Here is an 18,308-nt window from a genome sequence, read left to right on the forward strand (position 1 = left end):
GGCTGGCAAGTGCAAATCATGGAAAGCATCGTTTCATTTTAGAAAGTCTGTGTCTATATCGAATTTCGTCTGACGCCATTTCTTGGAGACCGCCCCGCCATGACCCCGTTTCTCGTCGGCCCGGTATTCCCCTTTCTTGCGGCCGGTCTGGTCCTGCTTGCGGGGCTGCTCTTGCTATGGCGGGGCAAGAGGGGGCGCGGCTGGCGGCGGGGGCTGGGTTTCGCCTTTGGCGGGCTGTTCACCCTGTTCGGCCTTGCGCTGGGGGTCGGTGCGACCGCGATGAGCAATGCCGCGCGCGAGCTTGAGGCCGCGCGTCCGGCAGGGGGCAAGCTGGTTGCCGTTGGCGGCGAGCGGCTTTTCGTGAAGTGCGAAGGGCCCAAGGGTGGCCCTACCCTGTTGCTGATCTCGGGCGCCTATTCCTCGGGCTGGTTCCTTGCCCCGCTCCATGAGGCGCTACGCGGCACCAACCGCTCCTGCCTGATAGATCGGCCCGGCACCGGCTGGGCCGATCCGGCCCAAAGTCCGCGCACGGTCGAGACGGTCGTCGCCGAATTGATGGGCGCCGTGACGGCTGCGGGTGAAACGGGTAAGATCATCCCGGTCGGCCACTCGGTCGGCGGGCTGTTTGCGGCCAACCTCGCCCAAGCCTACCCCGACCGGGTCAGTGCCGCGGTGCTGCTCGATCCTACGCCGCCGAGCTGGTTTACCGAACAACAGAGCCTTTATGGCTGCGGGCCTACGGAGCCGGGCGGCCTGGCGTTCTGGGCCTCGATGTTCGGACTTGGCCTCGTGCCCTCGCTCAACCCGATGAACGCCGAGACGCCGGGCAGCCCCAACAAGGCGCTGGGAGCGCTCTATCCGACGCTCGTGAACCTCGAATCCCGCCCGCGCTCGCTGGCCGCGCAGCGCGAGGCGCTTTCCAACGGCTGCCGCAACGGCCTGTCGCTCGTGCGCAGCCCCGGCGCGCTGGGCGATCTGCCCCTGCTGATGATCGTGCAGGACCAGTCTGCCGATGAGATCGCCGAGCAGATGCCCAAGGACCTGACGCCGCGCCAGCAGAAGAACTGGAAGCTGCTGCGCGCGCAATGGACCAGCGACTATGTCACCTTCACGAGCCGCGGCACGCTGGTGAAGGCGCCGGCCGGATCGGGGCACTATTTCGTGCTGAACGAGCCCGCCTTCACGCTCGGCGAGATCCGCAAATTCCTCGCATCGACGTCCGCAGCATCGCCGCCCGCCGTCAATCCGTGATGAGGTGATCCTTGGGCGTCTCGGAATTGACCGAGAGGATTATCGACACATCGTCCGAGGCATTGAGATAGGCATGGCCCTGACGGCTGTCGATATAGACGCCCTCGCCCTTCTCGAGCACCTCGGGCGCATAGAACTCGGTATTCACCTCGACCCGCCCTTCGAGCACGAAGACGAATTCCTCGCCCTCGTGGCGGAGCAGCGGGCCGAACTCCTCGAGCGTGCGCGCACGCACTTCCGTCAGCAGCGGGATCATCCGCTTCTGACGCAGATTCCCGCACAGATAATCGGACTTGTAAGCGCCGGTCACGACGCGCTCGCCCGAGCCGCGCCGGGCCCAGCTGATCCTTGCCATCCCTTGGCTTGAGGCGCCGGCATCGCCGCGCGGCGCAAGGAATTCTGAAAGCGACAGGCCAAACCCCCGGGCAACCATCATCAGGCGATCATAGGTCAGGGAAAGCGTATCGTTCTCGACCTTGGACAAGGTCGAAGCAGCGATCCCTGAGCGTGAGGATAGCTCGCTGAGCGACCAGCGCCGCTCGGACCGCAGCTCGCGGATATGCAGGCCGAGGTTTTCCGGCGCCCGGTCTTCGATCGCGCTAGTCAGGGCGGTTTGGGAACGCTTTTTTGTCGCCATGTCTCAACTGGTCCTTTGGGGGACCAGCATTGGCATGGCGACAGGCAAGGTCAAGCCTCGTTTCCGCCTAGAAACGGAACGAAGCTTCGATCGCGAAGGTTCTCGGGGCGGAAAGGCCCTGGTTCACGGTCCCGGTGAAGTTGTTGTAATCGAGACCGGTGAGGTAGATTTCCTTGGTGAGGTTGCGCACGCGGCCTGTCAGCTGCCAAGTGCCATCGGGCGCACCCAGCGAGATGAAACCGTTGAGGATCACCGTGTCGTCCACCACCCGGATCAAATCGATCCCGTCGCTAACCGGATAGGACGAGCGCAGCTGCATGTCCGGGCCGGCCGTGATCTGCAGCCCATCACTCAGAGGAATTGTCGTCACGGCAGACAGATTGAGGCTGTGCTTCGGGGCAAAGGGCAGTTGATCGCCGGAAAGGTCGGTGGTCAGCAGCCGCCCGGCGGGGTTCGGCACGAGATAGGACTGGACAGGCGCATCTGGGTAATCGCCGTACTTGCTGTCCTGATAACCGTAACCCGCGGTGATCGTTAGCCAGTCGGCCGGGATCGCGGTGAATTCAAGCTCGAAGCCACGCATGCTGGCTTCGGCGTTGAAGGTTGCCGTCTGACCGCCGACGACAGGATCAATCCGGAAGAAGCTGCGCTGGAAGTCCTGATACTGCATATAGAACACGGCAGCATTGGCGTAGAGCTTGCCGTCCAGCAGGGTCGACTTGAGCCCGATTTCGTAGTTGTCCACGGTCTCAGGCCGGAAACGGCGGCGGGCTGCGTCATCCGCAGGCGGATTGACGGCCGCAGGCGCCAGATTGAACCCGCCGCTGCGGAAGCCCGTGCTATAGGTCGCGTAAAGCGTGACATCGTCCGACGGCTGATAGACAAGGTTGGCCATGGGCGACCATTCGCCATCCCAACCGCTGTCGAGTTCCTGACGCGCAATTGGCGGAACAAAAGCGTTGAGGAAGCCGACCACGTTGCGGCCATAGGCTCCCTCGACTCGCTCGCGGGTGTAGCGCAGACCGCCGGTCAGCTCGAGCTGGGACGAGATCTTCCAAGTCGCCGATCCGAAGAAGGCCAGACTTTCGATCTCGTTCTGATCGAAGGTCTCCTGGGTCCCGAGAATGTTCGACGGCGGCCGGATGCCGATGATGTTCTGGAGGGTCGGGCTGGCGAACAGGCGCCCGATCGTCACCACCCCCGGGGTACCGCCAGGAACCAGCGGCGGTGCGAGCGGCGCCAAGGGCGGCACCGTGGCGATGATCCAGTCCGATCCCAGCAGGTTGCTGTCGCGGGACGTCCGCTTGTCCTTGAAGTAGTATGCCCCGACGAGCCAGTCGAAGCTATCCGACGGCTTGGAGACGAGCCGGACTTCCTGGCTGAACTGCTGGTAGTCGACTGGCTGTGTACCCCGGATGATGTCGAATTCGGAACCATCACCATCGCGCTGGAACAGGAACTTCACCTCGCGGTGCGCGGTGATCGACTTGAGATCGGCAAAGCCGAGGTCGATGTCGATCGTGCCGGAAACGCCCCAGATCTCGCGATCTTGATCATTGGGCGTGCTGCGCGCCGGAACGATACGATCAAAGGCATTGCCATCGCGCTCGGCGATTCGGAAAGTCTGCCCGGGCGCACCGTTGATCGAATAGTCGGCGAATGCATCCGAATAGCCGGTTTGGTTGCTGTCCTTGGCATAGTCCGCCGAAATCAGGATATCGACGTTGGATGAGGGCGTGAAGCGAAGCTGCCCCTGCACCGCCCAGCCATCGTCACCGTTGACACGGCCGCCACCGCGTTCGCGGTCGAAGCCGTCGTTCTTGCGGTATGCAGCGGACACCTTGGCGGCGAGAAGGTCTTCAACGATCGGCGCACCGACAGCCCCTGCGAGATAGGTCTCGTTGTAGCTGCCGTAGCGGGCGCGCCCCTGTGCGAAGAACTCATTGCCGGGCTTGCGGGTGATGGTGTTGATCGCGCCCGAGATCGCGTTGCGACCGAACAGGGTCGCCTGGGGCCCACGCAGCACCTCGACCCGGTCGACGTCGACCAACAGCGTGTTGATGGCCGAGTTGTCGCCGACAAACACGTCGTCAACGAAGATCCCGGCGCGTCCGGGGATGCCGCGGATGGTAACCTGGGTGCGGCCCGAGAGGTTGTTGTTCTCGAAGATTGCAACGTTCGGAACGCGCAGGGCGAGGTCGAAGAAGTCGTCGATCGCCTGCTGCTGGATGGTTTCGGAGCTTACCACCGCGATCGAAATCGGCGCGTCTTGAAGCGTGGTCTCGCGCCGCAGCGCTGTGACCACGATCTCGCCAGAATCACTGGCAGCGGCGGCATCGTCTGTCTCGGTCGATTGCGACTGAGCGGCGGCTGGTGCTGCGGCAAGACCGACGACGAGGGCGAATGCGGACAAACCGACATTGAGTGCAGACTTCAAACCAACCTCCCCTGATGGCAGCGAAAGAGTCGCCATATTTCGAGATATATTTTCCAATTCGACACGGATGTGTCAAATCAATCGTTCAAATTTCGGTCGAGGAAATTGATGACTGTGGCGTAAGCGTAACGCTCCCGCGCCGGGCCACAGCAGTTAACCCTATGATTAACCTCTGGGATCGTGAAAATCTCGACCGACTTGCCGGCAGTGATCATGGCATCGACGAACTTCATCGCCGGAGAAAAGCTCGCGTTCACATCAAGCGGCATGGGCATAACCAGCACTGGCCCTTGGATATTTGCGATCCGATCTAGGTTGGACGCCTTGGCGTAACCGTCGGGGTTTTCGTCCGGTCGGCCCATGAAGGGCTCGATGTAATTGGGGTGATCGACCAGATCGGAAGGCGGTGCCATCGCCATCGCGGCCCGGTAGAACCCGGGCGCGTCGATCATCGCGCGCTGGGCAAGGTACCCGCCCCAGCTGTTCCCGTAGACGCCCAGACGCGCGAGATCGATACCGGGATGCCGCTGTGCCGCCGCGCGCCACCACGCGACATGATCGGGGATGACCGATTGCGGCCAGTTCCCGTAAGTCGCGTCCTGATAGCTGCGCCCGCGGTTCGGTGTGCCCGGGGCATTGATGTAGCCCACCGCATAGCCGCGGGCCAACAGCAGGCGGGCGATCATGCCATTGTAGCCGCCCTCGAGCCGCCCGAAACCGAACCAGTGGCGCGGCATGAAATCGAGCTGCATCCCGCCATAGATGATCTCGACAACCGGCACGGGCCCTTGGGCTCCCGGCGGCAGGTAAAGCACCCCGTGGACTTCGCGCTTGCCATCGGCAGAAGCTGTCGAGATCGGGATACCTTGGGGAAGCGCGGCCAGTTGCACCGTAGGCGGGCTGGAAAGGACTTTCGCCCCTCCCCCCTTTGTCGAGAGCAGCTCGGTTACGGGCACGGACGTCGTGGAGGAACGGCGGATCACCACATGGCCCAGATCGGGCGCGAACCAGACCTTCTCCACCCCTTCCCCGCCGATGGTCTCACTCGCACCCCCGGACAGCCGCACGCGGTGCAGGCTCGGTGTGAGGACGGTGGAGGGCGTGGTGTCGGCAAGGAAATAGACCCAGCCCTGGCGATGGTCGATCGCCACGATGTCCTCGACCACGAAGGGGCCGCTGGTCAGCTGGCGCAGCTTGCGGCCATCGGCTGCGTGGACCACAATGTGGCGGTAGCCGCTCGCCTCGCTGAGGTGCACAAAACCGCCGTCGACGACGTGGACCAGCCTCGGCGCAAGCGTCATGGGCGTGTCGATATAGGTCGCCCGCCGCTCTTCCAGCAGGGTCGTCACCGCACCGCTGGCGATATCGACCCCGAGCAGACGCCAATGATGATGGGCGCGATCGGTCACCTGCACCAGCAGCGTACGGCTGTCGCGGCTGAAATCGATGATGTTCACGTAGTGGTCGGCGGTGTCACCGAGATCGAGGAAACGGGGAGCGCCGCCATCTGGGCTGAACAGCGCAACCGTAAAGCGCGGCATCGGCTCGCCTGCGCGCGGAAAGGGAATGCGGTCCACGCGCGGCGGCGTTTCCAGCCAGCGCATCACGGGCTCATGCGGCACGCCCCGCAGATCCAGCCGGACGGCGGCAATCAGCTTGCCATCGGGCGACCAGACTGCCGGAAAATCCTGCTCGGACTCCTCGCTTGATCGCCAGGTCAGGTCAGCAGTTGCGCCCTGCGTAAGCGGTGTGACTGTGCCGTCGCGCGCCCGCAACGCAAGATCATGGCCTTGCAGCGTCAGGAAACGGCTACCCCCGGGTTCGGGCAGTTCGATCAGATCGTCAAAGGTAGTCGGGAACTGGGATGCGATCAGCTGCGGCACATCGCGCTTGGCGCGCAGTTCGAGGTCGGGGGCGGCAACGGGGATGCCGTCGATCACCCGCCACCAGCGATCACCATCGCTGAGCTGAAGCCCCTTTGCATCAAATCCCCGCGCACGGATCGGCGCCGGATCAAACCCGCGCGCCCGCATGGCTTCGGCAAGCGCCGCCGGATCGGTCAGCGACTTCCGCTCGCCGTTGCGCGCGTCAACGAGATCAATAGCGAGACTGCCACGCGCCGCAGGGATCAGCACCTTGTCCTTGTCGACCCACACCGGTTCGATCCGCGCAGGCGCCAGCACGGCATCCTCGGCCTCGATGTTCGCACCGATCCAATCCAGAAGCGATGCCGCCCCCCCGGCGGCATGCCCCTGTCCCGCGCCAAGCACGAGCAAAGCCGCGCCCAGCCCGGTCCAAAAGCGTGATCTCACCCCCACAGGGCAGGCTCCGGCGGGGTGAGGCGGCCGGCGCGGTAGATCATCGCGGGCGACCAGTCCTCGGCCTGCAGCAAGGGTCCGTCGAGATCGACATAGTCGCATAGCTGGGCAACCAGATGCGCCGGTGCCATCGCCAGCGACGACCCCGCCATGCAGCCGACCATCAACCCGTATCCTTGGGCCAAAGCCGCGCTGGCGAGTGCCAGAGCCTCGGTCAGGCCGCCGGCCTTGTCGAGCTTGATGTTGATGTGGCTATACTTGCCTTCGGCCTTCGCCAGATCGCTGCGGTCATGCACCAGCTCGTCCGCGCAGATGGCGACTGGCCCCCGAAACCCGCGCAGCCCGCCGTCATCGTCGACCGGAACCGGTTGTTCGAGCAGAACCACCCCAAGCTCCGCTAGCTGGTCGGCCATTGCGATGACATCGGCCGCAGACCAGCTCTGATTGGGATCGACGATGAAGCGGCTCGATGGCGCTCCCGCTCGCGCCGCCGCAATTGTGGCGAGCGGATTTTCGCGCCCTACCTTGAGCTTCAGCAGCGGGAAGTCGGCAAAGCGCGCCGCGGTCGCGCGGACATCTTCGATGGATCGCATCCCGATGGTAAAGGCGGTTTCGACATCGCGCAGAGCGCCGATCCCGGCCATTTGCCAGGCGGGCTGAGCGCTGCGCTTGGCTTCCAGATCCCACAACGCGCAATCCACCGCGCAGCGCGCGCCGCCGATCGGCAGCAGATCGAGCAGCGCGATGCGATCCACACCGGCTTCGATCGCCGGGCGCACGCTTTCGATTTGCGCGACGATACTGTCAGGCGTCTCGCCCTCATAGATGATGCCATAGGCCTCACCCCGTCCGACAACATCGCCTTCGCGCAAGGTCACGATCACCGCGTCGGCGGTGGTCATCGTGCCCCGGGAAATCGTGAAAGGCTCTTTCAGCAGCCAGTCCCGGCGGGCGATCTCAAGCTGCATGATCGAGCGTTCCGGCAAAGCTGCGGACCAGATCGGCGATCGACGTCGCGACGGGGTCGAAGGCCGGAAGGCCGGTCTCGTCCATCGCCGCCCGAATCGCTTCGGCGCGCTGTTCCGGCGAAAGGCGCGACGTGTTGAGGCTGACGCCGACCACGCGTGCGGCCGGGTTGGTCAACTGCGCACAATTCTCGAAATGCCGGATGGCGGCGGTCAGCGCAGGGACGGGGAAATCGGGATAGCCGTTGATCCGTTCGCGGCCCGGCTCGTGGCACAGGATCATCGCATCGGGCTGGCTGCCGTGGATCAGCCCGAGCGTGACAGCAGCATAGGCAGGGTGAAACAGCGATCCCTGCCCCTCGATCACGTCCCAGTGATCGGTCGGAGCATCGGGGCTCAGGATCTCTGCCGCGCCGGCCACGAAATCGGAGATCACGGCATCGATCGGAATGCCGCCACCCGCGATCAGGATGCCGGTTTGACCGGTGGCGCGGAACGTCGCGCTGATCCCTTGCCGCTGCATTTCCCGAGCTATGGCAAGCGCAGTGTACTTCTTGCCGAGCGCGCAATCCGTGCCGATCGTGAGCAACCGGCGGCCCGTGCGTTTGCGCCCGGTGCCGATGGGAATACCGGCGGGCGCCTGGCGCACGTCATGCAGCGCCACGCCCTTGCGCCGCGCGGCCTCGGCAATGGCGGGAACTGCGGCGAGCGTGCCGTGCATGCCGGAGACAATGTCGAGCCCAGCCTCGATTCCGGCAAGGATGGCCGGAATCCAGTGCGGAGGCAGGGCGCCCCCGATCGGTGCCACAGCGATAACGAGCGAACGCGCACCGGCAGCAGCCGCAGCCTGGGGTGCAAGCTCCTGAAGCCCGAGATCGACCGAACAGTCGGGCAGACGCCACTGGGCGACGCAATCATCCGGGCACCAATCCTTCAGCCCGTGCGCCGTCTTGGCGAAGATGTCGGAGCCGACGTCGCCCAGGAACAGGAGATAGGGTTTGCGGATCGCGTGCATTTTCCGTCCTTGCTAGACTCGGCCCAATAAGCCAAAGATATTTCCGATTGGCATATATCTTTCAGATTGGAATGGCATTGGCAAGCTCGCTCCGAGCCATATTCTTGACGGCTTGTGCCGGTTTGGCCGCAACGGCTGCATCGGGAAGCGGTGATGCAGGGCGCTCGCTCACCGATGAACTGCGCGCGCGCGACCCGGCGATCCGGCAATTGATCGACGAGAATCCCGGGATCGAGGAAGGCTGGCAGGAGCCCTTCTGGCGCGAAGCCCTGCTCGATGCGCCGCGCCTGCCGGGAAGCCCGTGGCGGATCCACGACCTTGCCCGGCCGCAGCCGCCCTTGGTCGCACCCTCGGAGTGCCAGAAGGCAAGGGGCCGCAAGCTCAAGGCATCGGACTGGACGGGTGAAAAGCTCGCCCTCTGGTCGCGCGACGGCGGCGAACTTGTCCCCTCGGGCCATACCGCCAACCGCATCGCCACCCGCGAAAGCTTCGGCGATGTCGAGCTTTCGCTCGAATTCCAGATGCCCGCCCCGCCGGTCGGCGTGTTCCAGCGGCGCGGCAACAGCGGGATCTTTTTCCAGCAGCGCTACGAGGTGCAGATCCTCGACAGCCATCGCAACCCGACCTACCCCGACGGGCAGATGGGCGCGCTCTACGGGCAGGTGCCGCCGCGTGCCAATGCCTCGCGCCCGCCGGGTGAATGGCAGTGCCTGACGATCCGTTACCGCGCCGCGCGCTTTGCCGATGACGGCGCGCTGATCGCACCCCCGCGCGCGAGCGTGGCCCTCAACGGCGTCATGCTGCAGGACGATCAGGCTTTCCTCGGCCCGACGGCCTTTGCTGCGGTCGGCCCGTGGCAGCCCCATGCCGTAAGACTGCCGATCGTGCTGCAGGACCATGGCGATGCCGGCGGACGCATCCGCTTTCGCAACATTCGCGTGCGCGAGTTGCCGGCACAATGAGCAAGGCCGCGACCCATCCCGATGTGATCGTCGTCGGCTCGGGCGCGGGCGGCGGCATGGCCGCCTATGCGCTGGCGCAGGAGGGTCTCGATGTCCTCATGCTGGAGAGCGGGCGTGACTACGACCCGATGACCGAGACCCCGATGTTCCAGATGCCGGGCGAAGCGCCGCTCCATGGCGCTGCGACGCCTGACAAGGAATTCGGCTATTACGATGCCACCGCTGGCGGCGGCTGGGAGGTGCCGGGCGAGCCCTATACCGTCGCCGATGGCAGCGCCTTCCGCTGGTGGCGCGCGCGGATGCTGGGCGGGCGAACCAATCACTGGGGCCGCATGAGCCTGCGTTTCGGCCCGGACGATTTCCGCGGAAAGAGCCTCGACGGGCTCGGCGCCGACTGGCCCTTCGGCTATGACGAGCTTGCCCCCTGGTACGACAAGGTCGAGCGGCTGATCGGCGTGTTCGGCGCGGCCGAGGGCATTGCCAATTCGCCCGACAGCCCGGACGGCATCCTCCTCCCGCCGCCCCGTCCGCGCGCCTTCGAGCAATGGATGGGCATGGTGATGGGCCGCCGCCACGGCATCCCGGTGGTGCCTGCGCACATGGCGATCCTGACGCAGCCGCACGGCGACCGCCCGCAATGCCTCTATGCCACCGACTGTATGCGCGGCTGCGCGATCGGCGCCAACTTCCAGTCGACCACCGTTCTCATCCCGCCCGCGCGTGACACCGGGCACCTCGCCATTCGCACCGGCGCGCATGTCTTCGAGGTTCCGGTCGACAGCAGCGGCAAGGCGACCGGCGTGCACTTCATCGACCGGGCCGACGGTTCCGTTCACGAGATAAAGGCGCGCGCAGTCATCATCGCCGCCAGCTCCTGCGAAAGCGCGCGAATCCTGCTCCAGTCGCGCTCTTCCGCCTTTCCCGATGGGCTCGGCAACGAGCAGGGACAGGTCGGGCGCAACCTGATGGATACGCCGAGCGTCTCGGTGGCAGCGCAGGTACCGCAGCTCGAAAACCTGCCCGCCTTCCATGACGAGGGCGTGACCCTGTTCCACGTCTATTCGCCATGGTGGCTGACCGACGAGCAGCGCGCCGGCGCGCTGGGCTTCGCGCGGGGGTGCCATATCGAATTCTGGGGCGGCCGCCGCCTGCCCGAATTCGACGACATGACCGCCATCGCCGCGCTCGCCAAGCCGGGCACGGGCGATGCGCTCCACGCCGAGATGCGGCGGCTCTATGGTTCGATCGTCTATCTATCGGGCCGCGGCGAGATGATCCCCAACGCCAACAGCCGCTGCGAGCTCGATCCCGAGGTCAAGGACCGCTTCGGCCTGCCGGTGCTGCGCTTCCACTGGCAGTGGGGCGCGGAGGAGCTGGCGCAGATGGCCTTCATGCGCGGGACGCTCGCGGATGTGTTCAAGGACATGGGCGCGAACATCCTTACCGATCTCGACCGCCCGATTGCCGAGGTGATGCGTCCGGGCGGCCATGTGATCCACGAAGCCGGCACCTTGCGCATGGCCGAGCGAGCGGGTGACGGCCCGGTCGACCGCTGGGGGCGGTTGCACACCACCCCCAACCTCTATGTCGCCGATGCCGGGCTGTTCCCCTCAATGCCGTGCAAGAACCCGACGCTGACGATCATGGCGCTCGCCTGGCGCGGTGCGGCTCATCTGGCCGAGAGCCTGAAGCGGGGTGAGGCATGAACCTCGATCGTCGCAGCGTGCTGGGCTGGACCGCGGTGGTGGCTGGCGCGATCGGCGGCGGGGCGGGCCTGCGCGCCTATCTGGGGGCCGGCCTTTCGTCTCCGCCAGCCAAGGCGGCTGCGGGTTACGGCAAGGATCCTGCCTTGCTCGAGCCCGCGCCAGGCCCCTGGCCTCGTTTGCTGACCGACCGGCAGAAGGCATGGCTGGCGCAGCGGCTCGACACCCTGCTGCCACGCAGCGGGTCGCTGCCCTCCGCGGGCGAGGCTGGCCTCGACGAATTCTTCGACGAATGGCTTTCGGCCCCCTACCCCGACCAGCAAGCGGACCGCGCCCTGATCCTGCCGCTGGCGGATGGCAAGGCGGATGCTGCTGCCGAGGACCGCCTGCGCGTGCTGGCGCTGGCCGCCTACTACACCACACCCGCCGGCATCACGGCCATCGGCTTTGTCGGCAACGAACCGCGCGAACGCTTCGATCCGCTGCCCGCCGATGTAACCGCGCACCTCGAACGGCAGTTCGCGCTTCTTCCGGAGAAACCTGCATGACCACCCCCGCCGCCGCTGGCCGCCCATTGCGGATCGGCTTCATCGGATCGGGCTTTATCGCCCATTTCCACCTGACCTCCTTTGAAGGGGTGCGCGATGCGGTGATCGTCGGCGTCACCAGCCCGACGCCCGCCCGGCGGGAAGCCTTTGCCGAGCGCGCCAATGCGATGGGCCTCGGGCCGTGCCGCGCCTATCCCGATATCGAAAGCATGGTGATCGAGGGCGAGGTCGATGCGGTCTGGGTGCTCAATCCCAACGACACGCGCATCGCCACATTCACCGCCCTCGCCCACGCAGCGCTGCATCCCCGCAGCCGCCTCGCCGCCGTGGCCTGCGAAAAGCCGCTTGCCCGCACGCTCGCCGAGGCACGCGAGGTGCTGCGCCTGACCGAGAGCGCAGGGCTGCTCCACGGCTATCTCGAAAACCAGCTGTTCTCCACGGCTGTCGAGCGGGGCAAGGCGATCATCTGGGGCCGCGCCGTTCCCGGTTCGGGCCGCCCCTACCTCGCCCGCGCGGCCGAGGAGCATTCCGGCCCGCACGAGCCGTGGTTCTGGGACGGCAAGCGCCAGGGCGGGGGCGTGATGTCGGACATGATGTGCCACTCGGTCGAGGTCGGCCGCCATCTCCTCACCGCTCCGGGCGCGCCCCGCGACAGCCTGCGGGTGACGTCGGTCAGCGGGAGCATCGGACACCTCAAGTTCGGCAGGCCCGGCGCGGCGGAAGGACTGGCGCGGCAGATGGCAGGCTTCGATCCCTCCCGCCCGATTGCCGAGGATTTCGCCCGCGGGCTGCTGCGGCTCGAAGACGAGGCGGGGCATGAACTGATCGTCGAGGCGACCACCAGCTGGGCCTATGTCGGCGCTGGTCTCAGGCTCGATATCGAGCTGATGGGGCCCGAATATGCGATGCGCTGGTCATCGCTCGAAACCGGGCTCAAGCTCTTCCTGTCGCGCAATATCGCCGGGGCGCAGGGTGAGGATCTGGTCGAGAAGCAGAACGCCGAACAGGGCGAGATGCCGATCGTGCCGGACGAGGCCGGGATCTACGGCTACACATTGGAGAACCGCCACATGGTGCACACCTTCCGGCACGGGATCATGCCTTCGGAGAATTTCCATGACGGGCTCGATGTGGTGCGCCTGATCATGGCGCTCTACCGCTCGGCGGAGACCGGGACTACGATCGACCCGGCCGATACCTTGCTCGATGCCTATCTGCCGGTGCCCGCCCGTGGTTAGGTTGCTGCTCGCCCTCGCCGCGCTGCTGGCATCGGCACCTGCCGCGGCGAATTCCTATGAAGATTGGGCAGACGCCCTTGTCGGCAAGGGTGTCGAGGCGGGCGGCGCCTCTGCCGCGACGGTCGCGATCGTCAAGGATGGACAGGTGGTCGCGATCCGCGGTTACGGCAAGCCCGCGCCCGGCGCGGCCCGCGGGATCGATCCGGCGCGCGATCATTTCCAGATCGCTTCGGTTTCCAAGACCTTCGCCGGACTGCTGCTGCTCGATCTGGTGCGCACCGGCGCGATGCCGTCGCTCGACACCCCGGCCAATGCCGTGCTCAAGCGGGTGAAGCTGCCCGCGATGGGGGGCAAGCCGATCCTGCTGCGTCACCTGCTGACCCATTCCGCCGGTTTCGAGGAGCGCGGCTTCGGCTATTTCGATCTTGGCCGCATGTCCGTGCCCGCCACCGGCGCGGATATCCGCGCGATCCTGCCCGCACAGGTGCGCCCCGCCGGGACCGCGTCGGTTTATGCCAATATCAGCGCGCCATTGGTGGCAATGGCGATCGAGGATGCCACGGGCAGGCGCTATGACGACCTGCTCTCCGAACGCCTGCTGCGTCCGCTGGGGATGGGCGCGACCCGCCTCAACCTCAGCGGCAAGCCGACACCCGGGCTGGTCGTGCCCTTCGCCCCGGGCGGGAGCGAGATCCCGCGCAACTTCAACGCGCCTTTCTTCGCGCCGACCGGATCGATCGAGACGACCGCGCCCGACATGGCGCGCTACATGCTCGCAATGCTGGGAGAGGGCGGCACCCCGCTCCCGCCCGAGCTGCGGCGCTTGGCGACCGCCCCGCTCGCCGGGAACGGGCCGGGTCTCGACAGCATCGGCGCCTTCTGGTTCCTCAGCCAATGGGGCAGCCAGCCCACGTGGGAACATGCAGGGGGCCTGTCGGGCGTCGCATCGACGCTGGTGATCGTGCCGGAGCAGCGGCTCGGGCTGTTCGTCGCCTGGACGGCATCTGCCCCGCCCCTCGGCTATGGCGAAATCCGCGACAGCTTTCTCGCCGCATTTGCCGGCCCGCCGCAGCGCGCCTCCGGCATCGGCGGCAGCGACCCCGGGATCGAGGGGCGCTATTGGACCGAACGCCGCCCGCACAGCACCGCCGAAGTGCTGTTCTTCCTCGGCGCCGTCACCGAAGTGACGCGCACGGCGGACGGTATCGCGATCAACGGCAAGCCGGTCACCCGCATCGCGCCCGGTCTCTACGAGGAACAGGCCGCGCCCGGCCGCGCGCCGACACGCTGGCTTTTCCGCGGCGATACCCTGGCCGAACGTGTCGCGGTTGCCCGCAAGGTCTCGGGATTGTCGGACCCGGCGGTCCAGATGAAGATCGCCGCAGCCTCCCTGCTGGTCGCGCTATCCGGGTTGCTCGCCGCGATCTGGGCGCGCGGGGCAGCGCGCTGGCTGGCGCCGCTGACCGCGCTGGTTGCCGGCGGGCTTCCGGCGACGGTCTTCGCCCTTGGCGGCCCCGACGCCATCGCCGCCGCCATGCAGCAGGGCGACACCACCGCCTTCACCATCGGCGGCGTGATCACCGCGGCGCTGCTGGTGCTCGGCCTTGCCCTCTTTGTGCTGGCCATCCGCAAGCCGGGTCGCATGCTGGCCCGCGTGCACGTCGCGCTGACCGGAGGCGCCGCGCTGCTGCTGGGCGGTCTTCTCACCTTCTGGCACCTCCCCTTCCCCTTGCACGGTTGAGCATCATGATCTTTCGCGCCCTGGCCGTTCTGGCCCTCGCCCTGTCGGCCGCCCCCGCCGCGGCGCAATCCCCCGGACAATCGGCAGTGCCGCAATGGCAGGCGAGCGAACCGGAACCGCTCTACCAGAACCCTGCCGGGCGCAGACATATCGACCTGTCGGGACCTTGGGAGGTTATTGTCGATCCGCTGTCGGCAGGCGACCGTCCGTCGTTCACGGGCCTCGGCGGTGTCGAGGTTTTCCGCGCGCGCCCCGCACCCGGCGGCCTCGCCTTCGCCGAATTTGTGTTTGATCCCGCACAGACCCTGCAAGTTCCAGCCGATTGGGTGCGGCAGAACCCGAGGCTCGATCTCTACGAGGGCGCGGTGTGGTATCTGAAGCGGTTCGATCTGCCGACGACGAGCGACGGGCTGCGGCGGATCCTCCACGTAGGCGCGGCCAATTACCGCACCGATGTCTACATCAACGGCACCCTCGTCGCCCGGCATGAAGGCGGCTTCACACCCTTCGCGGTCGATCTGACGCAGCATCTGAAACCGGGCAGCAACGCGCTGGTGCTCAAGGTCGACAACCGGCTCGACGCGCTCACGGTGCCGACCCGCTTTTCGGACTGGCACAATTACGGCGGGATCACCGGTGCTGTCCGACTGCTGGAATTGCCCGAACCGCGGCTGGTGACCTGGTCGGTGCGCCTCGCCGATCTGAAGCGGCGCGAGGTGGTGGCCGAGATCGAAGCCGCGCCCGAGGCGGCGGGTCGGACGGTCACCGTCAGCCTGCCGGATCGGGGGGAGACGGCGACGGCGACGATCGGCGCCGACGGCAAGGCGCGACTGGTATGGCGCACCCGCGCCGGATTGTGGTCACCGCAGCAGCCGGCGCTCCACCGCCTGCGGATCGCGATCGCAGGAGGCGAAGCGGCCGAGGACATGATCGGCCTGCGCACCATCGAGGCGCGCGGCGGCGACATTGTCCTCAATGGCGAGCGGATCGTGCTGCGCGGTATCAGCACCCACGCTGTCACCACCCGCCACCCGGGCCGTGCGGTGGGCGAGGACGACGCGCGCCAGCTGATCGGCGAGGTCAAGGCGCTGGGGGCCAATTTCGTGCGCCTCGCGCACTACCCGCACGACGAAGCCGTTGCCCGCGAGGCGGACCGACAGGGCCTGCTCGTCTGGAGCGAATTGCCGGTCTACTGGGCGGTGGCCTTCGACAACCCTCAGGTGCTCGAAAATGTCCGCCGGCAGGCCCGCGCGTTGGTCGAGCGTGATCGCAACCGTGCCTCGATCATCCTGTGGTCGATCGCCAACGAAACCCCCAACACCCCCGCCCGCCTTGCCTTCTTGCGCGAAATTGCGGGCGAAGTGCGCGGGCGCGATCCGTCGCGCCTGATCACCGCCGCGCTGCTGGTCGACAGCGCCAAGTCAGCCCCGATGCTGGCGCGCACGCTGGTCGCCCGGCTGCTTCAGGACCCTGCCCTGCCCACCGACCAGCGCCAGAAGCTCGCTGCGTGGTTCGAGAAGGCAAGCGGCGCGCCGGTCACCCCCGATGCCCTCGCCGCAGCGGCGAAAGCACCCGTGTTCAGGATCGACGATCCGCTGGCCGAGGTGCTCGATGTCGCCGCGCTCAACGAGTATTTCGGGTGGTACTACGCCAGCTTCCTCGCCCGCATGGTGCCCGCGGACGAGCAGCGCCTCGCCGAGGCGATCCTTGCGCTGATGCCCGAAGTCCGCTTCGTGCCGCCCGCCGGCAAGCCCTTCGTCGTCAGCGAGTTCGGTGCCGACGCCAGGGCGGGTCTGGACGGCGGCGCAGGCCGGATGTTCACCGAGGAATATCAGGCCGAGGTCTATCGCAGGCAGCTGGAAATGCTCGCCGGTCACGAGGGCATCGACGGCGTCTCGCCCTGGGTGCTGCAGGATTTCCGCTCGCCCCTGCGGCCCTATCCCGGCATTCAGGATGGCTACAACCGCAAGGGCGTGATCGACGAGACCGGACGCCGCAAGCAGGCCTTCGATGTGCTGCGCGAGGCCTATCTCAAAGGCTGGCCGCAGCAGTGAAGGGCCAGATCGTCCGGTCGACGCGGGTATAGGGGAGGTTCACCAGATCCATACTCGCCACGCCGGGCGACTCCACATAGCGCACCGGCCCGCCAAGCTGCGAGAACATGATGTAGAAGTGCTGCATCGACTTGGGCACCAGAACGCGCTTGGCGCGCGGGTCGATGCCGAAGTCGGAGAACGCGCCGGGCGTGATGCACTGGATGCGGTTCGATGACATGACGATGTCGACATTGCGCCCGGTCCGCACCACCACCACGGTGCCTGCGTCAAAATGTCCGATGCCGAAATCGTGGCGGGCATTCTCTGCGATGTGCATCACCTCGATGTCGAGATCGAGCGGCGGGCCGGAGAAGCGACTGGTCTTGCCGCCAAGACGGAGCGGCATCCGCGCCCCCACGCCGGCTGCCTTGCACAGGTCGATCGCCTGGGGATCGTGGAGGAAGGCAATCCCGACATCGGGCACATCGGCGCGGATCAGCGCGCCCAGCAGCCATGTCGCATCGCTGGGCGCGCCCGCTCCGCAATTGTCCGCAAAGTCCGCGAGCACCAGCGGCGCGACTTGATGCGCACCAGCCAGCGCGACGGCCTCGTCGATCGGGATGAGCGGCGTCATCGTCCGTCCCTTCATCGCCTGAACATCCGCCGCAAGGCGATCCGCCAGCGATTGGGCCAATGCGGCCTCGCCATCGGCGATCACCAGCATCTTCGTCCCCATCTCGGGCAGATCGCCCCATGGGAAACCATGAATGAGCGAGACCGAGAGCACCCCCGGCTCCTGCTCGGCCGCTGACATGGCCGCCACGAAACCGCTGACTGGCTCCACAGGGGTGTAATAGAGACTGATCATCCGGCAATCCGCCACGGCCATCACAGGTCGATGCCGCCCTGTCGCAGCGCCCTCGCATAGGGTCCACAGCTCTTCGGCGCGATCGAAGGCGTCGAGATGCGGGTAGTGCTTGTAGGCGATCAGCACATCGGCCGCCGCGATCATCGCGGGGGTCAGGTGGCAATGCGGGTCGAGCAGCCCGCCGATCACCGTCTTTGCGCCAACGATCGCGCGCAAGCGGCCCAGCAGATCGCCTTCGCAATCGGGGTAGCCATCGGCCATCATCGCGCCGTGGAGGCCCAGAAGCACCATGTCGACCGGCCCCGCCGCTTCAAGATCGGCCAGGATCCGGTCGCGGTAGCTCTCCCACGTCGCACGCCGGATCAGGCCGGACGGCTGCGCGCTGGTGGCCAGGCCTTCGATAACGGTCCAGCCCCTCTCGGCCGCATGGCGGCGCACCACCTGCATCGGCGCCGCAAACATCATCGGCCGTTCGGGCAGAGTGCCGGCCGGGTAGAAATCGTCAGCGAAGTTTGCCTCGTTGGTGGGGATCGGCGAAAAGGAGTTGGTCTCGGTCGCGATCGCGGCGGTAAAGATGTGCATGGCAGGG

Annotated in this window: 13 protein-coding genes; 7 read left to right on the forward strand and 6 right to left on the reverse strand. The window is 66.5% G+C overall.

What is annotated here, in order from left to right; genetic code table 11:
• Positions 1–99: 99 nt before the first annotated feature.
• Positions 100–1,251 (forward strand): alpha/beta fold hydrolase, encoded by a 1,152-nt coding sequence (locus PS060_RS00390; protein ID WP_273984764.1) that lies wholly within the window; start codon positions 100–102, stop codon positions 1,249–1,251.
• Here the strand turns inward: PS060_RS00390 and PS060_RS00395 are convergent.
• The 5 genes from PS060_RS00395 to PS060_RS00415 form a co-directional block, all read right to left on the reverse strand.
• Positions 1,241–1,888, reverse strand: coding sequence for a helix-turn-helix domain-containing protein (locus PS060_RS00395; protein WP_273984765.1), 648 nt, complete (start codon positions 1,886–1,888; stop codon positions 1,241–1,243). The two genes, PS060_RS00390 and PS060_RS00395, sit on opposite strands and share 11 nt — an antisense overlap.
• A 67-nt stretch (positions 1,889–1,955) precedes the next feature.
• Positions 1,956–4,325 (reverse strand): TonB-dependent receptor, encoded by a 2,370-nt coding sequence (locus PS060_RS00400; RefSeq protein ID WP_273984766.1) that lies wholly within the window; start codon positions 4,323–4,325, stop codon positions 1,956–1,958.
• 77 nt (positions 4,326–4,402) lie between these two features.
• Positions 4,403–6,637 (reverse strand): S9 family peptidase, encoded by a 2,235-nt coding sequence (locus tag PS060_RS00405; RefSeq protein WP_273984767.1) that lies wholly within the window; start codon positions 6,635–6,637, stop codon positions 4,403–4,405.
• Positions 6,634–7,611, reverse strand: coding sequence for an N-acetyl-D-Glu racemase DgcA (gene dgcA, locus PS060_RS00410; protein ID WP_273984768.1), 978 nt, complete (start codon positions 7,609–7,611; stop codon positions 6,634–6,636). Before dgcA ends, PS060_RS00405 begins: the two co-directional genes overlap by 4 nt.
• A complete protein-coding gene (locus tag PS060_RS00415) occupies positions 7,601–8,623 on the reverse strand; it encodes a DUF1611 domain-containing protein (protein ID WP_273984769.1) in 1,023 nt (340 codons plus the stop codon). The genes dgcA and PS060_RS00415 overlap by 11 nt, the downstream gene beginning before the upstream one ends.
• 122 nt (positions 8,624–8,745) lie before the next feature.
• Between PS060_RS00415 and PS060_RS00420 the strand changes: the two genes are divergently transcribed.
• The 6 genes from PS060_RS00420 to PS060_RS00445 are packed head-to-tail and all read left to right on the forward strand — an operon-like array spanning position 8,746 to position 16,869.
• Positions 8,746–9,585 carry a 3-keto-disaccharide hydrolase gene (locus PS060_RS00420; protein ID WP_273984770.1) on the forward strand — a complete coding sequence of 280 codons (840 nt, stop codon included), beginning with the start codon at positions 8,746–8,748 and terminating at the stop codon, positions 9,583–9,585.
• Complete coding sequence (locus PS060_RS00425; protein ID WP_273984771.1) at positions 9,582–11,291, forward strand: GMC family oxidoreductase; 1,710 nt, start codon at positions 9,582–9,584, stop codon at positions 11,289–11,291. Before PS060_RS00420 ends, PS060_RS00425 begins: the two co-directional genes overlap by 4 nt.
• Complete coding sequence (locus PS060_RS00430; RefSeq protein ID WP_273984772.1) at positions 11,288–11,836, forward strand: hypothetical protein; 549 nt, start codon at positions 11,288–11,290, stop codon at positions 11,834–11,836. Before PS060_RS00425 ends, PS060_RS00430 begins: the two co-directional genes overlap by 4 nt.
• Complete coding sequence (locus PS060_RS00435) at positions 11,833–13,074, forward strand: Gfo/Idh/MocA family protein (RefSeq protein WP_273984773.1); 1,242 nt, start codon at positions 11,833–11,835, stop codon at positions 13,072–13,074. Before PS060_RS00430 ends, PS060_RS00435 begins: the two co-directional genes overlap by 4 nt.
• A complete protein-coding gene (locus PS060_RS00440; protein WP_273984774.1) occupies positions 13,067–14,815 on the forward strand; it encodes a serine hydrolase domain-containing protein in 1,749 nt (582 codons plus the stop codon). Before PS060_RS00435 ends, PS060_RS00440 begins: the two co-directional genes overlap by 8 nt.
• Positions 14,816–14,820: 5 nt before the next feature.
• Positions 14,821–16,869, forward strand: coding sequence for a glycoside hydrolase family 2 TIM barrel-domain containing protein (locus PS060_RS00445; RefSeq protein WP_273984775.1), 2,049 nt, complete (start codon positions 14,821–14,823; stop codon positions 16,867–16,869).
• On the opposite strand, the gene PS060_RS00450 is transcribed toward PS060_RS00445, so the two are convergent.
• Positions 16,847–18,301, reverse strand: a complete 1,455-nt coding sequence (locus PS060_RS00450) for a M81 family metallopeptidase (protein ID WP_273984776.1) — start codon at positions 18,299–18,301, stop codon at positions 16,847–16,849. The genes PS060_RS00445 and PS060_RS00450 overlap by 23 nt on opposite strands.
• Positions 18,302–18,308: the final 7 nt, after the last annotated feature.

The sequence above is a fragment of the Erythrobacter sp. BLCC-B19 genome, from assembly GCF_028621955.1.
Lineage (GTDB): Bacteria > Pseudomonadota > Alphaproteobacteria > Sphingomonadales > Sphingomonadaceae > Erythrobacter.

Coding starts and splice junctions, on each gene's coding strand:
- PS060_RS00390 (WP_273984764.1), top strand. CDS start 100: ATGACCCCGTTTCTCGTCGGCCCGGTATTCCCCTTTCTTGCGGCCGGT.
- PS060_RS00395 (WP_273984765.1), bottom strand. CDS start 1,888: ATGGCGACAAAAAAGCGTTCCCAAACCGCCCTGACTAGCGCGATCGAA.
- dgcA (WP_273984768.1), bottom strand. CDS start 7,611: ATGCAGCTTGAGATCGCCCGCCGGGACTGGCTGCTGAAAGAGCCTTTC.
- PS060_RS00415 (WP_273984769.1), bottom strand. CDS start 8,623: ATGCACGCGATCCGCAAACCCTATCTCCTGTTCCTGGGCGACGTCGGC.
- PS060_RS00425 (WP_273984771.1), top strand. CDS start 9,582: ATGAGCAAGGCCGCGACCCATCCCGATGTGATCGTCGTCGGCTCGGGC.
- PS060_RS00430 (WP_273984772.1), top strand. CDS start 11,288: ATGAACCTCGATCGTCGCAGCGTGCTGGGCTGGACCGCGGTGGTGGCT.
- PS060_RS00435 (WP_273984773.1), top strand. CDS start 11,833: ATGACCACCCCCGCCGCCGCTGGCCGCCCATTGCGGATCGGCTTCATC.
- PS060_RS00445 (WP_273984775.1), top strand. CDS start 14,821: ATGATCTTTCGCGCCCTGGCCGTTCTGGCCCTCGCCCTGTCGGCCGCC.
- PS060_RS00450 (WP_273984776.1), bottom strand. CDS start 18,301: ATGCACATCTTTACCGCCGCGATCGCGACCGAGACCAACTCCTTTTCG.